The organism is Candidatus Competibacter phosphatis (genome assembly GCF_012939995.1).
Classification (GTDB): Bacteria; Pseudomonadota; Gammaproteobacteria; order Competibacterales; family Competibacteraceae; genus Competibacter; species Competibacter phosphatis.
The window spans coordinates 32,393-45,642 of sequence record NZ_SPMZ01000006.1; the positions used below are offsets into that span (position 1 = coordinate 32,393).

Annotated in this window: 15 protein-coding genes and 1 pseudogene; 7 read left to right on the top strand and 9 right to left on the bottom strand. The window is 59.9% G+C overall.

Translation table 11 applies throughout. The features are described 5' to 3' along the window. Positions 1 to 50 precede the first annotated feature (50 nt). Together E4P82_RS01795 and E4P82_RS01800 are read right to left on the bottom strand one after the other, a co-directional pair. Positions 51 to 971: a DUF362 domain-containing protein gene (locus E4P82_RS01795; RefSeq protein ID WP_169247296.1), complete on the bottom strand. Its 921-nt coding sequence runs from the start codon at positions 969 to 971 to the stop codon at positions 51 to 53. Positions 972 to 1,081: 110 nt separating this feature from the next. Then, positions 1,082 to 1,510, bottom strand: a complete 429-nt coding sequence (locus E4P82_RS01800) for a CBS domain-containing protein (protein WP_169247297.1) — start codon at positions 1,508 to 1,510, stop codon at positions 1,082 to 1,084. 179 nt (positions 1,511 to 1,689) lie between these two features. On the opposite strand from E4P82_RS01800, the gene E4P82_RS01805 reads away from it, so the two are divergent. Next, complete coding sequence (locus tag E4P82_RS01805; RefSeq protein ID WP_169247298.1) at positions 1,690 to 3,732, top strand: sodium-translocating pyrophosphatase; 2,043 nt, start codon at positions 1,690 to 1,692, stop codon at positions 3,730 to 3,732. A 108-nt stretch (positions 3,733 to 3,840) separates the two neighbouring features. On the opposite strand, the gene E4P82_RS01810 is transcribed toward E4P82_RS01805, so the two are convergent. The 3 genes from E4P82_RS01810 to E4P82_RS01820 form a co-directional block, all read right to left on the bottom strand. Further along, positions 3,841 to 4,527 (bottom strand): haloacid dehalogenase type II, encoded by a 687-nt coding sequence (locus E4P82_RS01810; RefSeq protein WP_312913841.1) that lies wholly within the window; start codon positions 4,525 to 4,527, stop codon positions 3,841 to 3,843. A gap of 82 nt (positions 4,528 to 4,609) precedes the next feature. After that, on the bottom strand, positions 4,610 to 4,993 hold the full coding sequence (locus E4P82_RS01815; protein WP_169247300.1) for a DUF423 domain-containing protein: 384 nt from the start codon (positions 4,991 to 4,993) through the stop codon (positions 4,610 to 4,612). Between the two features lie 161 nt (positions 4,994 to 5,154). Beyond that, the gene (locus E4P82_RS01820) at positions 5,155 to 5,841 is read right to left on the bottom strand and encodes a hypothetical protein (RefSeq protein ID WP_169247301.1); all 687 of its coding nucleotides are present in this window, start codon (positions 5,839 to 5,841) and stop codon (positions 5,155 to 5,157) included. 142 nt (positions 5,842 to 5,983) lie between these two features. Here E4P82_RS01820 and E4P82_RS01825 point away from each other — a divergent pair, with 142 nt between their 5' ends. Then, entirely contained in the window at positions 5,984 to 6,679 is a 696-nt protein-coding gene (locus E4P82_RS01825; protein ID WP_169247302.1) for a vWA domain-containing protein, read from the top strand. After that, positions 6,676 to 7,650 carry a PP2C family serine/threonine-protein phosphatase gene (locus E4P82_RS01830; protein WP_169247303.1) on the top strand — a complete coding sequence of 325 codons (975 nt, stop codon included), beginning with the start codon at positions 6,676 to 6,678 and terminating at the stop codon, positions 7,648 to 7,650. The genes E4P82_RS01825 and E4P82_RS01830 overlap by 4 nt, the downstream gene beginning before the upstream one ends. 105 nt (positions 7,651 to 7,755) lie before the next feature. Here the strand turns inward: E4P82_RS01830 and E4P82_RS01835 are convergent, their stop codons facing one another. Continuing rightward, the gene (locus E4P82_RS01835) at positions 7,756 to 7,893 is read right to left on the bottom strand and encodes a hypothetical protein (RefSeq protein WP_169247304.1); all 138 of its coding nucleotides are present in this window, start codon (positions 7,891 to 7,893) and stop codon (positions 7,756 to 7,758) included. A 938-nt stretch (positions 7,894 to 8,831) separates the two neighbouring features. On the opposite strand from E4P82_RS01835, the gene E4P82_RS01840 reads away from it, so the two are divergent. The 4 genes from E4P82_RS01840 (at position 8,832) to E4P82_RS01855 (ending at position 11,343) form a co-directional block, all read left to right on the top strand. Next, positions 8,832 to 9,641, top strand: coding sequence for a hypothetical protein (locus E4P82_RS01840; RefSeq protein WP_169247305.1), 810 nt, complete (start codon positions 8,832 to 8,834; stop codon positions 9,639 to 9,641). A gap of 23 nt (positions 9,642 to 9,664) precedes the next feature. Next, positions 9,665 to 10,285, top strand: a complete 621-nt coding sequence (locus tag E4P82_RS01845) for a TetR/AcrR family transcriptional regulator (protein WP_169247306.1) — start codon at positions 9,665 to 9,667, stop codon at positions 10,283 to 10,285. 492 nt (positions 10,286 to 10,777) lie between these two features. Further along, a complete protein-coding gene (locus E4P82_RS01850) occupies positions 10,778 to 11,023 on the top strand; it encodes a hypothetical protein (RefSeq protein ID WP_169247307.1) in 246 nt (81 codons plus the stop codon). Further along, positions 10,996 to 11,343 carry a hypothetical protein gene (locus E4P82_RS01855; RefSeq protein WP_169247308.1) on the top strand — a complete coding sequence of 116 codons (348 nt, stop codon included), beginning with the start codon at positions 10,996 to 10,998 and terminating at the stop codon, positions 11,341 to 11,343. The genes E4P82_RS01850 and E4P82_RS01855 overlap by 28 nt, the downstream gene beginning before the upstream one ends. A gap of 474 nt (positions 11,344 to 11,817) precedes the next feature. On the opposite strand, the gene E4P82_RS23465 is transcribed toward E4P82_RS01855, so the two are convergent. The 3 genes and pseudogenes from E4P82_RS23465 to E4P82_RS23470 form a co-directional block, all read right to left on the bottom strand. Then, on the bottom strand, positions 11,818 to 12,111 hold the full coding sequence (locus E4P82_RS23465) for a transposase (protein ID WP_420887051.1): 294 nt from the start codon (positions 12,109 to 12,111) through the stop codon (positions 11,818 to 11,820). Then, positions 12,099 to 12,671 carry an IS5 family transposase gene (locus tag E4P82_RS01860; RefSeq protein WP_420887053.1) on the bottom strand — a complete coding sequence of 191 codons (573 nt, stop codon included), beginning with the start codon at positions 12,669 to 12,671 and terminating at the stop codon, positions 12,099 to 12,101. The genes E4P82_RS23465 and E4P82_RS01860 overlap by 13 nt, the downstream gene beginning before the upstream one ends. Before the next feature lie 375 nt (positions 12,672 to 13,046). Continuing rightward, a pseudogene (locus E4P82_RS23470) lies at positions 13,047 to 13,134 on the bottom strand (transposase); the annotation flags it as partial. Between the last annotated feature and the right edge of the window lie 116 nt (positions 13,135 to 13,250).

A 13,250-nucleotide genomic window follows, 5' to 3' on the forward strand; every position in this document is an offset into this window, starting at 1 on the left:
CTCTCGCGGAAAATCGCGCCGGTTGGTTCGGGAGTTTCCCGCCACCGGGTTCAGAGCACGATCCGCCGGATGGCGAGATTCTCCAGATCCATGCGGCCGGCGCCCATTTCGCCCGCGATGCGGATATAGCCAACCTCTTCGGGCTGTTTCAAGCCGAACAACCGCGCGGCGGCGGCGTCCGCCGTCACCAGATCGGTGGACAACAATTGCGATCGCATATTCATGACATCGGCCGTGGAGACCCCGCGCGGTCCATGGCGCAGCATCACGTTCCAAGCATCCACCACGTTCAGATCGGGTTTGCGATAAGTGGCGAAGTCGGCGATGCACTGATGCAGGTCGTTGGAGTGCCATTCGCCGCGATCCCAGACCACGCCCATCAGGTTCTTCATCGCCACACTCAGCCGGGCACCGCCGTGACTCTTCAGCACCGGCACGTTGATGAACACGTCGGCTCCCAGCACCAACTCGTGTTCCTGGGTTCGACGCAGCCGACGCCCGCCTGGAATCGCGACGGTCTGGAAATAGTTTTCGCTGTTGCCCGGCGCCAGCTTGCCGCCAGCGTCCTTCACCGCCTGCTCGATGCCACTGGCGCGGTAACTGTCGCGCCAGGCATCACAAGTGTGATCGAAGACGTAGACCTCTTTGGCGCCGGCTTGCAGGCAGTGCTCGACGATGCGGCGGACCAATCGCGGATTGGTGTTGGCGGCTCGCTCCGGTGGCACGTTCCAACCGATATTCGGTTTGACCACCACTTTCTGGCCTTTTTTGACGAAGCGCCCCATGCCACCCAGCGCCTCGATGCCATGGTCGAACAGCGCTTCCGGTTCGCCGTTTCTGATCGCCACCAGATCGGGGGTTCCGGCTAGCGACTCACCGGCGTATGACCGGCGGCCATAACCACCCAGCGCCAAACCGGCGCCGGTCCATGCCCCCACGCCGAGGGCCGCGAGAAAACGACGACGTTGCATGGTCGATTTCCTCCACCATCAGGTCAAACGGCGATCATCGCGCGACGACATCCCCGGCGGCACGGCCATTCCCCGTTGCCGGGGAGCGTCACTCACTTTCCCGATACGGTTTAAAAGCGGAACCGTCGGAGAATGGTCAACGAGGACAACGAGCCGACCAGCTTGCGATCCGGCCCGACCACCGGCAGGCGGATATAGCCCTCCGCCAACAGCTTAAGCGCATCGGACAGCGGCGCTTCCGGCTCGACCACCGGATGGGCGACAGCGAAATCGCCCACCTTGCGGTGTAAATGCGGAATGAGACGATTATCGACATCCTCGGCGGTCTCGATTTCGGCGTCGTCCGGCAACTGCGGCTCCGGCGGTAGCAACATCTTGGAAAACATGAACGAGGTGATGGTACCCACAAATTGCAGTTGGTCGTTGACCACCATCAGATCCTGCATGTGCTTGCGTTCCATGATTGCAAGCGCTTCCGACAGCGGCGCGGTGTCGAACACGTAAGTGGGCGCGGACATCATGTAGTGTTTGCACTTCATTTTATTTCTCCCGCTGGGTTTGACCGGTGGTACCGGGCTTCGGTCGTCGCCCCAAACCGTGTTTGGAATCTGAACTTACATTAGTCGGCTTGGCAACGCTGCATTCAGGTATTATTACCCAGCTTTAGCCGCCACGCATGCGAACCACGCAAATACAAGTACATTGTGGAGGGAGTTATATGATTGTCGGAATTCTATCGCTGGTGTTGGGCTTGGGCGGGCTCATTTTTGCCGCATGGCTTTACAGGGGCATTGTCCGCCGCTCCACCGGTGACGAGTTGATGACTTCGATCGCCGCCGAAATCCAACTGGGGGCCATGACTTACCTGCGCGCCCAATACGTGAAAATTGGCATTTTCGCGTTGGTGGTGGCCATCCTGCTGGCCGTTTCCAAACAGCACGGTTTCGGCACCAGCATCGCATTCCTGACCGGTGCCCTGACCTCGGCGCTGGCCGGCCTGATCGGAATGCGGGCGGCAACCAAGGCCAACGTCCGTGTCACTGCGGCGGCGCGGGAGCACGGTGCCGGCGAGGCGCTACTGGTCGGGTTCAACGGCGGCGCGGTCATGGGTTTGGCCGTGGCCAGCTTCGGCCTGCTGGGCCTGGGCCTGTTTTTCACCGGGTTGTCGGACCAGTTCGCCATCAATCCGGAATCCGCCGCCACCATCTGGGGCTTTTCGATGGGCGCGTCCTCCATCGCCCTGTTCGCCCGAGTCGGCGGCGGTATCTTCACCAAAGCCGCCGACGTCGGGTCCGACCTGGTCGGCAAGGTCGAAGCCGGCATTCCCGAAGACGATCCGCGCAATCCGGGCGTAATCGCCGACAACGTGGGCGATAACGTCGGCGACATCGCCGGCATGGGCGCCGACATCTACGAATCGTATGTCGGCGCGATGGTCGCGGCGATCACTCTGGCCGCCACCTCCAGCGTTGCCGAATTGACCCACTATTTCGGGGCAGGCGTCAGCCGGCCGATGCTGCTGGCCCTGCCACTGGTGCTGGCGGGTATCGGCCTGCTCTCGTCGCTGGTCGGGATTTATGGAATGAGCGCCTTCAAGAAATACGGGCCGGAAAAGGCGCTGGCGATTTCGGAGTTCAGCTCCGCAGGGCTGTTTCTGATCCTCACGATGCTGGTCATGCTGCTGTTCGGCTACGGCTGGCCAGTGTACTTCGCCATTCTGGCCGGCAACCTGGCCGGCGTCGCCATTGGCCGCGTCGCCTGGTACTACACCTCGTCCAAGCCGGTGATGCGCATCATCCAAGCATCGAAGACCGGGCCGGCGACCAATATCATCAATGGTCTCGCGGTGGGGATGGAAAGCTGCGCATTGCCGATCCTGATCATCGTGCTGGCCATCTTCGTCGCCTACCAGACCGCCGGCCAGTATGGGATTGCCATCGCGGCGGTCGGGATGCTGGCGACCGCTGGCGTGACCATGACCATCGACGCTTCCGGCCCGATCTCCGACAACGCCGGCGGTATCGCCGAAATGTCGCACCAACCCCCCGAAGTTCGCGCAATCACCGACGAACTCGACGCCATCGGCAATACCACCGCCGCCACGGGCAAGGGTTTTGCCATCGGTTCGGCGGCGTTGACGGCGCTGGCGCTGTTCGTGGCCTACAAGGAAGCGGTCGAACTGGCTGTCGGTCATCCCGTGGCGATGGACATCACCGAACCACGGGTGGTGATCGGCGTCTTCCTGGGCGGGGTGGTGGTACTGCTGGCCGCAGCCATGACCATGAGTTCGGTGGGTCGAGCGGCCATGGAGATGGTCACCGAGATCCGCCGCCAGTTCCGCGAAATACCGGGGCTTTTACAGGGCACCGCCAAGCCGGATACGGCGCGCTGCGTGACGATCTCGACCGACGCCGCGCTGCGCGAAATGATCCCGCCGGGGCTCATGGCGGTGATCGCGCCGGTGATCGTCGGTTTCTTCTTCGGACCGGTGGCGCTGGGGGGCATGCTACTGGGCGCCCTGCTGACCGGCATGACCATGGCGCTGCTGATGTCCAACGCTGGCGGTGCCTGGGACAACGCCAAGAAAGCGATCGAGGCCGGCAAGCTGGAAGGCTCGCGCAAGGGCGGCGATGCGCACGCGGCGGCGGTGATCGGCGATACCGTGGGCGACCCCTTCAAGGACACCAGCGGCCCGGCCATGAACATCCTGGTCAAGCTGCTTTCCATCGTTTCGCTGATTCTGGTGCCTTTCATCACCTGAGGCGAGGAGAACGGAACCGCCGCGCCCGTCCGGGATCGAAGCGCGGTGACCGGCCGGAGCGGTTTTGCTCCGGCCGGTCACCGCAATCCGGATCTCCGGTAAGGGGGCTTACGTCGGCTGGCCAGCGAACCAGTCCGCCAGTTCGTCCAGGCGGCTGACCACCACATCCGGTTCGACATCCCAGGGATCGAACACCGCCTCGGGCTGCCGCCGGACCCAGGCGGCCCGCAAACCGGCGGCCTTGGCGCCGATCACATCCCAGGCGTTGCTGGACACCAGCCAGGTGTCGCCCGGCGCGTGCCCGGCCCGCCGCGCCAGATAGGCATAGACCGCCGGATCGGGCTTGAACGTGCGCAGATCGTCCACACTGACCACATCCTCCAGATACGGCAATACCCCGGCGTTGCTCAGCAACGCGCGAATGCTGACCTCCACCCCGTTGGTAAAAGCCATCAACCGATGGTCTTGGGCCTTGAGCGCGGTCAGGGCGGCAGTGACTTCAGGAAAGGTCGGCAGGTAAAGATAGGTCTCCAGCAATCGGCCCTGATCGGATTCCGGCAAGTCGCAGCGCAGCGCCTGCTGGGTATAAAGCAGCGCCTGCCGGGTACAGGCGTCGAAATCCACGTAGCGCTGCATCAGACCGCGCCGGAACGAGTATTCCAACTGTTTGGTCCGCCACAGTTCGGCAAACCGGACGGCCTGTTCGCCGACCAGCGCTTGCAGGGGTTCGGCCAAGGCCAGCGGATCCACCAACGTGCCGTAGACATCGAATCCCAAGGCGTAGGTTCTTTCCACGTTCAACTCCATCTTCCTCGTCTGAAGGGCTTGCCGTCGTCGTGTCCGCCCCGGATATGCTCCTCGCGAATCGCTGCCCGGCCTAACCCGCCCGTACGACCGCGATCACCCACAGCAACCAAGCCAGCAGAAAGCTCGTCCCGCCCAGCGGGGTGATGGCGCCCAACCAGCGGATACCGCTGAGGGCAAGCGCATACAAACTGCCCGAAAACAGCAACAGGCCCACAATCATTAGGATGCCCGAACCACGCAGCAGCGCCGTCGGCGGCACATGCGACATCAGCAGCCCAACCGCCAGCAATCCCAGGGCATGATAGAAATGATAGTTCACCGCGGTTTCGTAAATGGCCATGAGGTCGGGCGCCAGCGTCTTTTTCAGAGCGTGCGCGCCGAACGCGCCCATCATCACCGCCAGCAGCATCCCACAGCCGCCCAGTATCAAGAACACCTTTGCCCATACCGACATCGCGACCCTCCACGGAACTCGCCTGACAGGCAGTTCGCCCGGGCTCTCGCCAACCACTCTCGCCATCGATCATACCCCAAAGCGCCCCACCGGCTAAATTCCCTGGGCGCGAACGTGCCGGGCCAACGGCCGTGCAAAACCATGCCTCAGGCAGCACGGCCTCAGCGATAGCCGATGATGCGCGTCTCGCTGTTCCACTCACCGAAAAACGGCTTGCCCTCCGCCTGCAGGACCAGTTGCCGGTTTTGCGGCATCGGCAGCCAAACGTTGTCGGAATTGTAGCCCCACCCTGCCTGCGACTGGCCGGTGGCGTACAGGTAAAACGACACCTCGCGGCCGCCATCCGGCGCCACCGCCACTCGAAACCGATGGGGTCCCCCCTCGACGTAGCCAGTGGCGACTTGCGCATACACCAGAATTTCGCGCGCCGAATCCGGAATGGTGGTGGGGATCGGGAACACGACCTGTTTGCCGACCCCTTCGGGAAACGCGCCCAAGGGCACATCGACCGATCGATACGCCTTCCAGATCGCATCGTCGACCACGCTCACCGGCCTCGCCACCACAGCGGGCTTTTCCACCTTGCGCCGCAGAGCGGCGACACTCTCCCGTGTGCCCTGGATGTCGCGGCCGACTTCGGCCAGCGACTGATCGAGCGTCACCCACTGTTCTCGCCGCTGTTCGACGATCTGCCGTTCCAGCGCCGCCAACCGGGTATCGAGCGCCGTCAACCTCGCCTCCAATACGGCTTGTCCCACCGGCGGCTCCGGTTCCGGTTCCAGCGTCGCGCAGCCTGCCGCCAGCATCCCGCTCAGGACGGACAACACCCAGATCCGTAGCAACTTCATGTCATTTTCCCGATCGCTTTCCATTGGAATGAATCAAGCATTATAGCGACCGAGCCATAGTGATTCCCGTTCGCTTGCAACCACTGCGGATAGGGTATATTTCACGCAGTTTCACCAGTGTTTCCCGAGAGGAACCCCCAGGATGAACGAACTCGATCTGTCCCGACAAACCCCGTTCGGCGCGGATTTCAGCGTCGCCGAATTCGCCGACAACCCGGAGCCGCGCTGTCCCTGCGTGCTGCTGCTGGACAACTCCTGGTCCATGAGCGGCCACCCGATCGCCGAACTCAACGAAGGACTGGCCACCTTCAAGGACGAACTGCTGGCCGACAGCTTGGCGGCCAAGCGGGTCGAAATCGCCATCGTCAGCTTCGGTCCGGTCCAGGTGGTCAACGAATTTCAGACCGCCGAGCACTTCACGCCGCCGCAACTGACGGCGCGCAAGGATACGCCCATGGGCCAGGCGATCATCCAAGGGCTGGAATTGCTGGATCAGCGCAAGGCGCTGTACCGCGAGCACGGTATCCCTTTCTTTCGTCCCTGGGTGTTCCTGATCACCGACGGCAGCCCCACCGACGACTGGAAGGCCGCCGCTCGGGAAGTCCGCAAGGGCGAGGAAAACCGCGCCTTCGCCTTCTTCGCGGTCGGGGTCGAGGGCGCCAACCTGGATATCCTTCAGCAAATTTCCGCGCGTCAGCCGCTGCGCTTGAAGGGACTGCGATTCCGCGAAATGTTCCAATGGCTGTCCAACTCGATGCGCTCGGTGTCGCGCTCGGTGCCAGGCACCGAAGTACCGCTGGGCAATCCCACAGCGCCCGATGGTTGGGCCTCGGTGTGAACGAATCGGACGGCTGGCGCTATGTCCATGCCAGCGTGGCGGGCGTGGCGCACCTCGCCGAAGGGATCGGCTGCCAGGATGCCTGCGCGGCCCAACTACTGCCCGGACCGGAATCGGGTCCCGTGCTGGTGCTGGCCGCCACCGATGGCGCCGGCAGCGCCAGCCTCTCTGGCGTCGGCGCCGAGTTGGCCTGCCAGACCCTGCTGGTCGAATGCGCGGCCTGGCTGGCGGCGGCTCCCATCGACGGGGATTGGACGCCGACCGTGGCCGAAAAACTGTTCCAACAGGTTCGAAACGCGCTGGAGCGTCTCGCAACGGACATGGAGCAACCGATCCGGGAATTCGCCTGCACCCTGCTGGGTGCGGTGGTGACCACCGGCCGCGCGCTGTTTTTGCAAATCGGTGACGGCGCCATCGTGGTCGGCACCCCGGACGAGGACTATCGGCCAGTGTTCTGGCCACAGGGCGGCGAATATGCCAACGAGACTTACTTCGTCACCGATACCGACGCCGCCGCCCATCTGGAATGTGCGATCCTGACCGAACCCATCGTTGAAATCGCGCTACTGACCGACGGCCTGCAACGGCTGGCGCTGCACTATCAAACCCGTCAGGCCCACCAACCGTTTTTCCGTCCCTTGTTCCAGCGCTTGCGCGAACACCCCGAACCCGGTTGTCCGACGGTGCTGGTGACCGCGCTGGAACGCCTGCTGGCCAGCCCAGCCATCAACCAGCGCACCCACGACGACAAAACCCTGATCCTGGCCACCCGGCTAGCGGCGACACGGTCCGTCGAGGGCGCCACCGATACCGGCATCGACCCTCTCCCTCCAGCCGCCGCCCCCAACGGCACGGGAGAACCGGCCAGCGACCCCGCAAGAACGCTCTACCCCACCGCCGGGGAAGACGGGGGCGAAGCAGCATCCCCCGAATCCGCGCTCCGGGACGAATCCGGTGACGAGGCTGTATAGCGGCGCTGGCCACCTCGTCGAACCGGGCAAGGCACTGGGGCGTGGTGGCGAAGGCGCGGTCCATGACATCGTCGGCCGACCGGGCTTCGTCGCCAAGATCTACCATCAGGCGGTCGGCGCCGACAAGGCGCTCAAACTGGAAGGGATGGCCCGGCAAGCCCATCCCAGCCTGCTGGAAATCGCCGCCTGGCCGGTGGACGTGCTGCGCGCCCAGCCGACCGGCCCGATTTGTGGCTTCGTCATGCCCAAGGTCAGCGGCTATCAGGAAATCCACAGCCTGTACGGTCCCGCGCACCGCAAGCGGGCCTTCCCGCAAGCCGACTGGTCCTTTCTGGTCCATGCCGCCCGCAATCTGGCCAGCGCGTTCGAGACCATCCACGCTCGCGGCCACGTCATCGGCGACGTCAATCCCGGCAACGTGGTGATCTCGGCCCAGGCGCTGGTCAAACTGATCGATTGCGACTCCTTCCAGATCGACACCGGCAACCGACTGTTCCCCTGCGACGTCGGCGTACCGCAGTTCACTGCGCCGGAATTGCAGGACCGGCCGTTTCACGGACTGCGGCGCACCCCGGACCACGACGCCTTCGGTCTGGCCTTGCTGTGTTTTCACCTGCTGTTCATGGGGCGCCACCCCTTCGCCGGCCGCTATCGGGGCAAGGGCGACATGCCGATCGAGCGCGCCATCAAGGAATACCGGTTCGCCTTCGGTCAGCACGCCGCCGCCCGCTCGATGGAGTCGCCGCCGCACACCCTGCCATTCACCGCCCTGCCGCATCCGATCGCGCATCTGTTCGAACGCGCCTTCGCGCCCCCCAACCCGGCCCAGCGGCGGCCTTCCGCCCGCGAGTGGCTGTTGGCGCTGGAACAGCTCGGTGGCGAGTTGCGCACCTGCCGGCACAGCGCCTTGCACAAATACCCGCAACGGTCGCCGGCCTGTCCATGGTGTACGTTGGAGCAGACCAGCGGAACCCTGTTTTTCGTGCCACCGGCCCATCAATCGGCGGCTGGCGGCTCTGGCGCCGGCCTCGGCGACACCGATCTGGAACCGATCTGGAACCGCATCCTGGCGGTGGAGCCACCGACGGATGAGGAGCCACCGGCACCGGCCTCGACGCCACTGACGCCGATCACCCCCCACCCCGCTACCGGAGCCGCTGCGCCTGATCCGCCATCGCAACGTGCTCAAGACGGCAGCCATCGCCGGCATCGCCCTAGTGGTGACGTCGATCCACCCGCAATTGAGCTGGCTGTGGCTGCCGCTGGCGGCCGTCGCTTGGTCGCTGACCCGAGACAACGCGGCGCGGCGGGAACGGCAGCGCCGCCGCATGGCGCTGCTGGCCGCCCGCCGGGAGCTGATGGATCTGCGGGCGGCCTGGCAACGGCACGCCACCGCACAACCCTTCGCCGACAAGCTGCAAGCACTGCGCGAACTGCGCGAGCGCCACCGCAAGCTGGACGCCGAATACCAACGCGATCTGCGACAACTGGAAACCGGCCAGCGCCAGCTTCAGTTGCAAGCGTTTCTGGAGGGTCACTTCGTCGATGCGGCCCGGATTGCCGGATTGCGCGCCACCGACCGAATGGCGCTGGAATCCTACGGCATCGAAACCGCCGCCGACGTCACCCCGGCCGCGATCCAGGCGGTGCCCGGTTTTGGTCGACACTTGGGCCAGCAGCGCTATGCGGCGCTGTTGGCTTGGCGTCAGACCCTGGAGCGCCAGTTCCGTTACGATCCCGACAAGGGTGCCGCCAATCCGACTGCCGTCGCCAACCTACGCCAGCAACACGCCCAACAACGGCAACAGATCGAACGGGAACTGCTGGCGGGTCCCGAAGAACTGTCTAGAATCAAGGCAGACATCCTCAAGCAGCGCGCCCAGCTCAACATCGCTCTGATCCGCCAAGCGATGCGGGAAGCGCAGGCGCAGGCCGACCTGCGGGTTTTCTATCCCGATCTCGGCATTTTCTGGCGGCGCAACGGCGGCTAGACGATTGTGGCGAAGAGGTTCTGATGGGCAGACGCAACGAGCACACGCGCGAGGAACTCCGACAGATCGCCCTGGAGGCCGCCGAGGAACTGGTCGCCGCACAGGGGCTGTCCGGCTTGAGTACCCGCAAGGTGGCCGCCCGCATCGGGTATACGGTCGGCAGCCTGTACATGATCTTTCGCAACCTCGACGACCTGATTGCGCAGATGAACGAACGAACGCTGGATGCGCTGCACACGCGACTGGTCGCCGCCGTTGCCGGACAGCCACCGCCGGCCGTCGCCATTCGGGCCTTGGCTCAAGGTTACATTGCCTTCGCGCTGAACGAACCCAATCGCTGGCTGGCAATTTACCAGCACCGCTTGCCGGAGGGGGAAACCGTGCCGGATTCCTTCAGCGAGAAAGTGGCACGGATGTTCGCGCTGGTGCAGCAACAACTCATGTTGCTATGTCCCCAACGACCGCCGGACGACAGCATCCTGGCCTCCCGCGCGCTGTGGAGCGGCATTCACGGCATCTGCATTCTCGGCCTGGGTCAGAAACTGGAAGCCGTCGGCGGTCATTCGATCGAGGAGGTGGCCGGCTCGCTGTTGGACCATTATCTGACCGGCTTCGCCTTGCCTCGGCAGCCCACCCCTTCGTGACCCGCCGCCCGCCGCCAAGGCCACGCTGTTCGCTTTCCCGCCATGCGGGACACACCACGTACACCGCTTCGCCCCATGACAGCCATGCCACCGTTGCTGACGGATGCCGGCGCGGCTGGGCGGCATCGCCCGCCGCCGTCCGTTACCGCTCATCCGCCGACCATGTTGCCGCCGCACTGCTTGAGCGCGCCTCCCGGCACCAGCCGCCTTCGCCGCCAGCAGCTTGGCCGGCAACTAAACTGTCGAGGTAAGGTTATGCTTGTGACAGAAGTCCCGTTAATAGCGCCACCACGAAGTGATAGGGCAGACGCTGTCTAGCCAGGAGACTCGTTGTGTCAACCACGCCGTGCCTCGTAGTGATAGGTAAGTTCCGGAGAACGGCAAGCCTGGTGGGATTTTCAGGGTGGCGAGGTCAGCACTGAATGGGTATGCCGCTAATAAAGATTAGCTAGATCAAATAGTTGTTGTCAATCATCACAAATTCTGGTAGATATGCAGAAACCGTATAATCACTTGCAGTGCGGACGCTTCGCGCCCGCACTGCGGGGCGGGGGATTGCAATCCGCAGGGTTGATTGGCACTCTGCGCCGCACAACCACGCGGATCAAGCCAACATCGGCCGTCAAAGCCTTCGGCTTTTCCGGCCTCGCGGCTTATCCGCCGTCCCGTTATGCGCTAAAAATAGTCATTGGTGCAGAAGAGGTGCAGGAATGGAAGATGAATCTAGCCAAGGAATAAAGAATATTCAGATACATGCGACTACTAGGTATCCGATTGTTTCCGCTTATGAATTTGAGTTCCTGAAAACAGAAAAAGAGATTCAGTCCCTGTTAAAGCCATGCACAATCTACTTTATTCTGCAACGTCCGCTGATTTACATTGAAAACTTCACTGCAAAAGACGGAATTATTAAATTCAATGTAAACGATGATCGTAATACGCCACCTCTAAATTGTAGTTTTGTGCCATCAGAAAATGGAATTGGTAACCCTGAAGAAGAATTTCTAATCAATGCTCAGTTTTATAAAAAAGACAGCGGATTCGTCTCAGCCATTTAATGACATGGCTGGGTTCAAAATATTCACAGTGAATGAAGAGTTCTTGGTTTGGTTTAGTCCTCAAAAGTTCATGTATGAATACTTTTCGAGGAGCATAAAGGCTGAAATTAGCGGCAACATCAAGGATTACTTAGATTACACGGTTCACTATATCGGGAAAGCGTTCTCGCAAGATATTTGGAAAAGGCTTACAGGTCATCACAAGATGCAAAAAAATTCTGACCTTGGAAGACTCGCTCAACACCAGGGCACTGAAAGCTCCGTTTGAAATATCGCTCCTATTATTGGACATAGATGGATTTGATGAGGCCAATATATTCCCATTGTTCGATTTTGCCGTACCAAAAGGAATAGAACCTATTGTTCATCACTTTGATTTTTGAAGATGACAATGACTTGTTTGAAAACTACCATACTCCAAATCTCTCTCCAAGATCGGAAGAGCTTAGAAGCTGTGAAAAAAACTCAAATTACCTAAGCTGCCTCTAAAGCGGCTCCTTGTAATAATACCCGCTCTTTACAAATTCTTCGTAGCATGAGTCGAATTGAGGCCATATAAACATGACCCGTACTCGATGTGGGTTTCCGTTCGTAATCTTTGCTTAAGCGGCGAGATCGACCGAGCCAAGCAAAGGTTCGCTCTACAACCCATCGCCGAGGTAAAACCTGAAATCCCTTATCCGTTTTCTTTTTTTTCAACAACTTCAAAAATGCAGTCAAACTGTTCCTTGACCCATTGAATAAACTCTTCACCTCTATAACCACCATCCGCCCAGATTTTTTTTGACGCTATCCACGATTGAAAACAAGGTGGTCAAGACTTGGCGAGCCGCATGACCATCGTAGATATTTGCCGCATGAACCAGAGCAACAATGAGATAACCCGTTGTATCTACGATAATATGCCGCTTGCGGCCCTGAATCAACTTACCACCGTCGAACCCGGATTCCCGGGTTGATTCCGGTGTCCCCTTAACGGTTTGGCTATCGATAATCCCTGCACTCGGATGCTCATTTCGACCCATTTCTTTTCGGAGTTGCTGATGAATCGCTGTATTGATTTGCTCGATAGTATTGTTGTCAACCCATTTGTGATAATAGTAACTTATTAAGGTATAGTGGGGAAAATCTTTAGGTAAATACCGCCATTGACAACCCGTCTTATTCAGGTAAAAAATGGCATTTATCACTTCGCGGAGATCGACTTTACGCGGCCGACCCGTCGTATAAGGATCGGCTTTTTTTAAAATCGGCTCCAAGATTTCCCATTCTTCATCTGTCAAATCACTGGGATACCTCTTACCAGGAATTTCTTTTGGCCAAGCCATACAGTACCTCGAATAGAATCTCTGAAATTAAAATAATTGCTGGATTTTGGCTTATTTTATCAAAAATAATACAATAATATCAATGTGTTAGTTTTTTGTACAGCTTCTTACTACTGAAACAGAGGCTTTCTTGGTAAGTACCTTCAAACCACTTTATAACGATATTCTGTTTGAGAACTATCCACTTATACAAAATGGAACGAGATCTGCTGGATATACGGCCAGCACTTTACTTGTTGAGAAGCTGTGAAAAAAACTCAATTACCTAAGCTACCTCTAAAGCAGTCCCTTGTAATAATACTCGTTCTTTACAAATTCTTCGCAGCATGAGTCGAATTGAGGCCATATAAACATGGCCCGTACTCGATGTGGGTTTCCGTTCGTAATCTTTGCTTAAGCGGCGAGATCGCCCGAGCCAAGCAAAGGTTCGCTCTACAACCCATCGCCGAGGTAAAACCTGAAATCCCTTATCCGTTTTCTTTTTTTTCAACAACTTCAAAAATGCAGTCGAACTGTTCCTTGACCCATTGAACAAACTTTTCACCTCTATAACCACCATCCGCCCAGATTTTTTTTGAC

Excerpts from the sequence above, each read along its gene's own strand:
- E4P82_RS01855 (WP_169247308.1), top strand. The coding sequence starts at position 10,996 with ATGGAAGATGAATCTAGCCAAGGAATAAAGAATATTCAGATACATGCG.
- E4P82_RS01845 (WP_169247306.1), top strand. The coding sequence starts at position 9,665 with ATGGGCAGACGCAACGAGCACACGCGCGAGGAACTCCGACAGATCGCC.
- E4P82_RS01825 (WP_169247302.1), top strand. The coding sequence starts at position 5,984 with ATGAACGAACTCGATCTGTCCCGACAAACCCCGTTCGGCGCGGATTTC.
- E4P82_RS01795 (WP_169247296.1), bottom strand. The coding sequence starts at position 971 with ATGCAACGTCGTCGTTTTCTCGCGGCCCTCGGCGTGGGGGCATGGACC.
- E4P82_RS01835 (WP_169247304.1), bottom strand. The coding sequence starts at position 7,893 with ATGACGAAGCCACAAATCGGGCCGGTCGGCTGGGCGCGCAGCACGTCC.
- E4P82_RS01800 (WP_169247297.1), bottom strand. The coding sequence starts at position 1,510 with ATGAAGTGCAAACACTACATGATGTCCGCGCCCACTTACGTGTTCGAC.
- E4P82_RS01805 (WP_169247298.1), top strand. The coding sequence starts at position 1,690 with ATGATTGTCGGAATTCTATCGCTGGTGTTGGGCTTGGGCGGGCTCATT.
- E4P82_RS01850 (WP_169247307.1), top strand. The coding sequence starts at position 10,778 with ATGCAGAAACCGTATAATCACTTGCAGTGCGGACGCTTCGCGCCCGCA.
- E4P82_RS01820 (WP_169247301.1), bottom strand. The coding sequence starts at position 5,841 with ATGAAGTTGCTACGGATCTGGGTGTTGTCCGTCCTGAGCGGGATGCTG.
- E4P82_RS23465 (WP_420887051.1), bottom strand. The coding sequence starts at position 12,111 with ATGGTGGTTATAGAGGTGAAGAGTTTATTCAATGGGTCAAGGAACAGT.
- E4P82_RS01860 (WP_420887053.1), bottom strand. The coding sequence starts at position 12,671 with ATGGCTTGGCCAAAAGAAATTCCTGGTAAGAGGTATCCCAGTGATTTG.
- E4P82_RS01815 (WP_169247300.1), bottom strand. The coding sequence starts at position 4,993 with ATGTCGGTATGGGCAAAGGTGTTCTTGATACTGGGCGGCTGTGGGATG.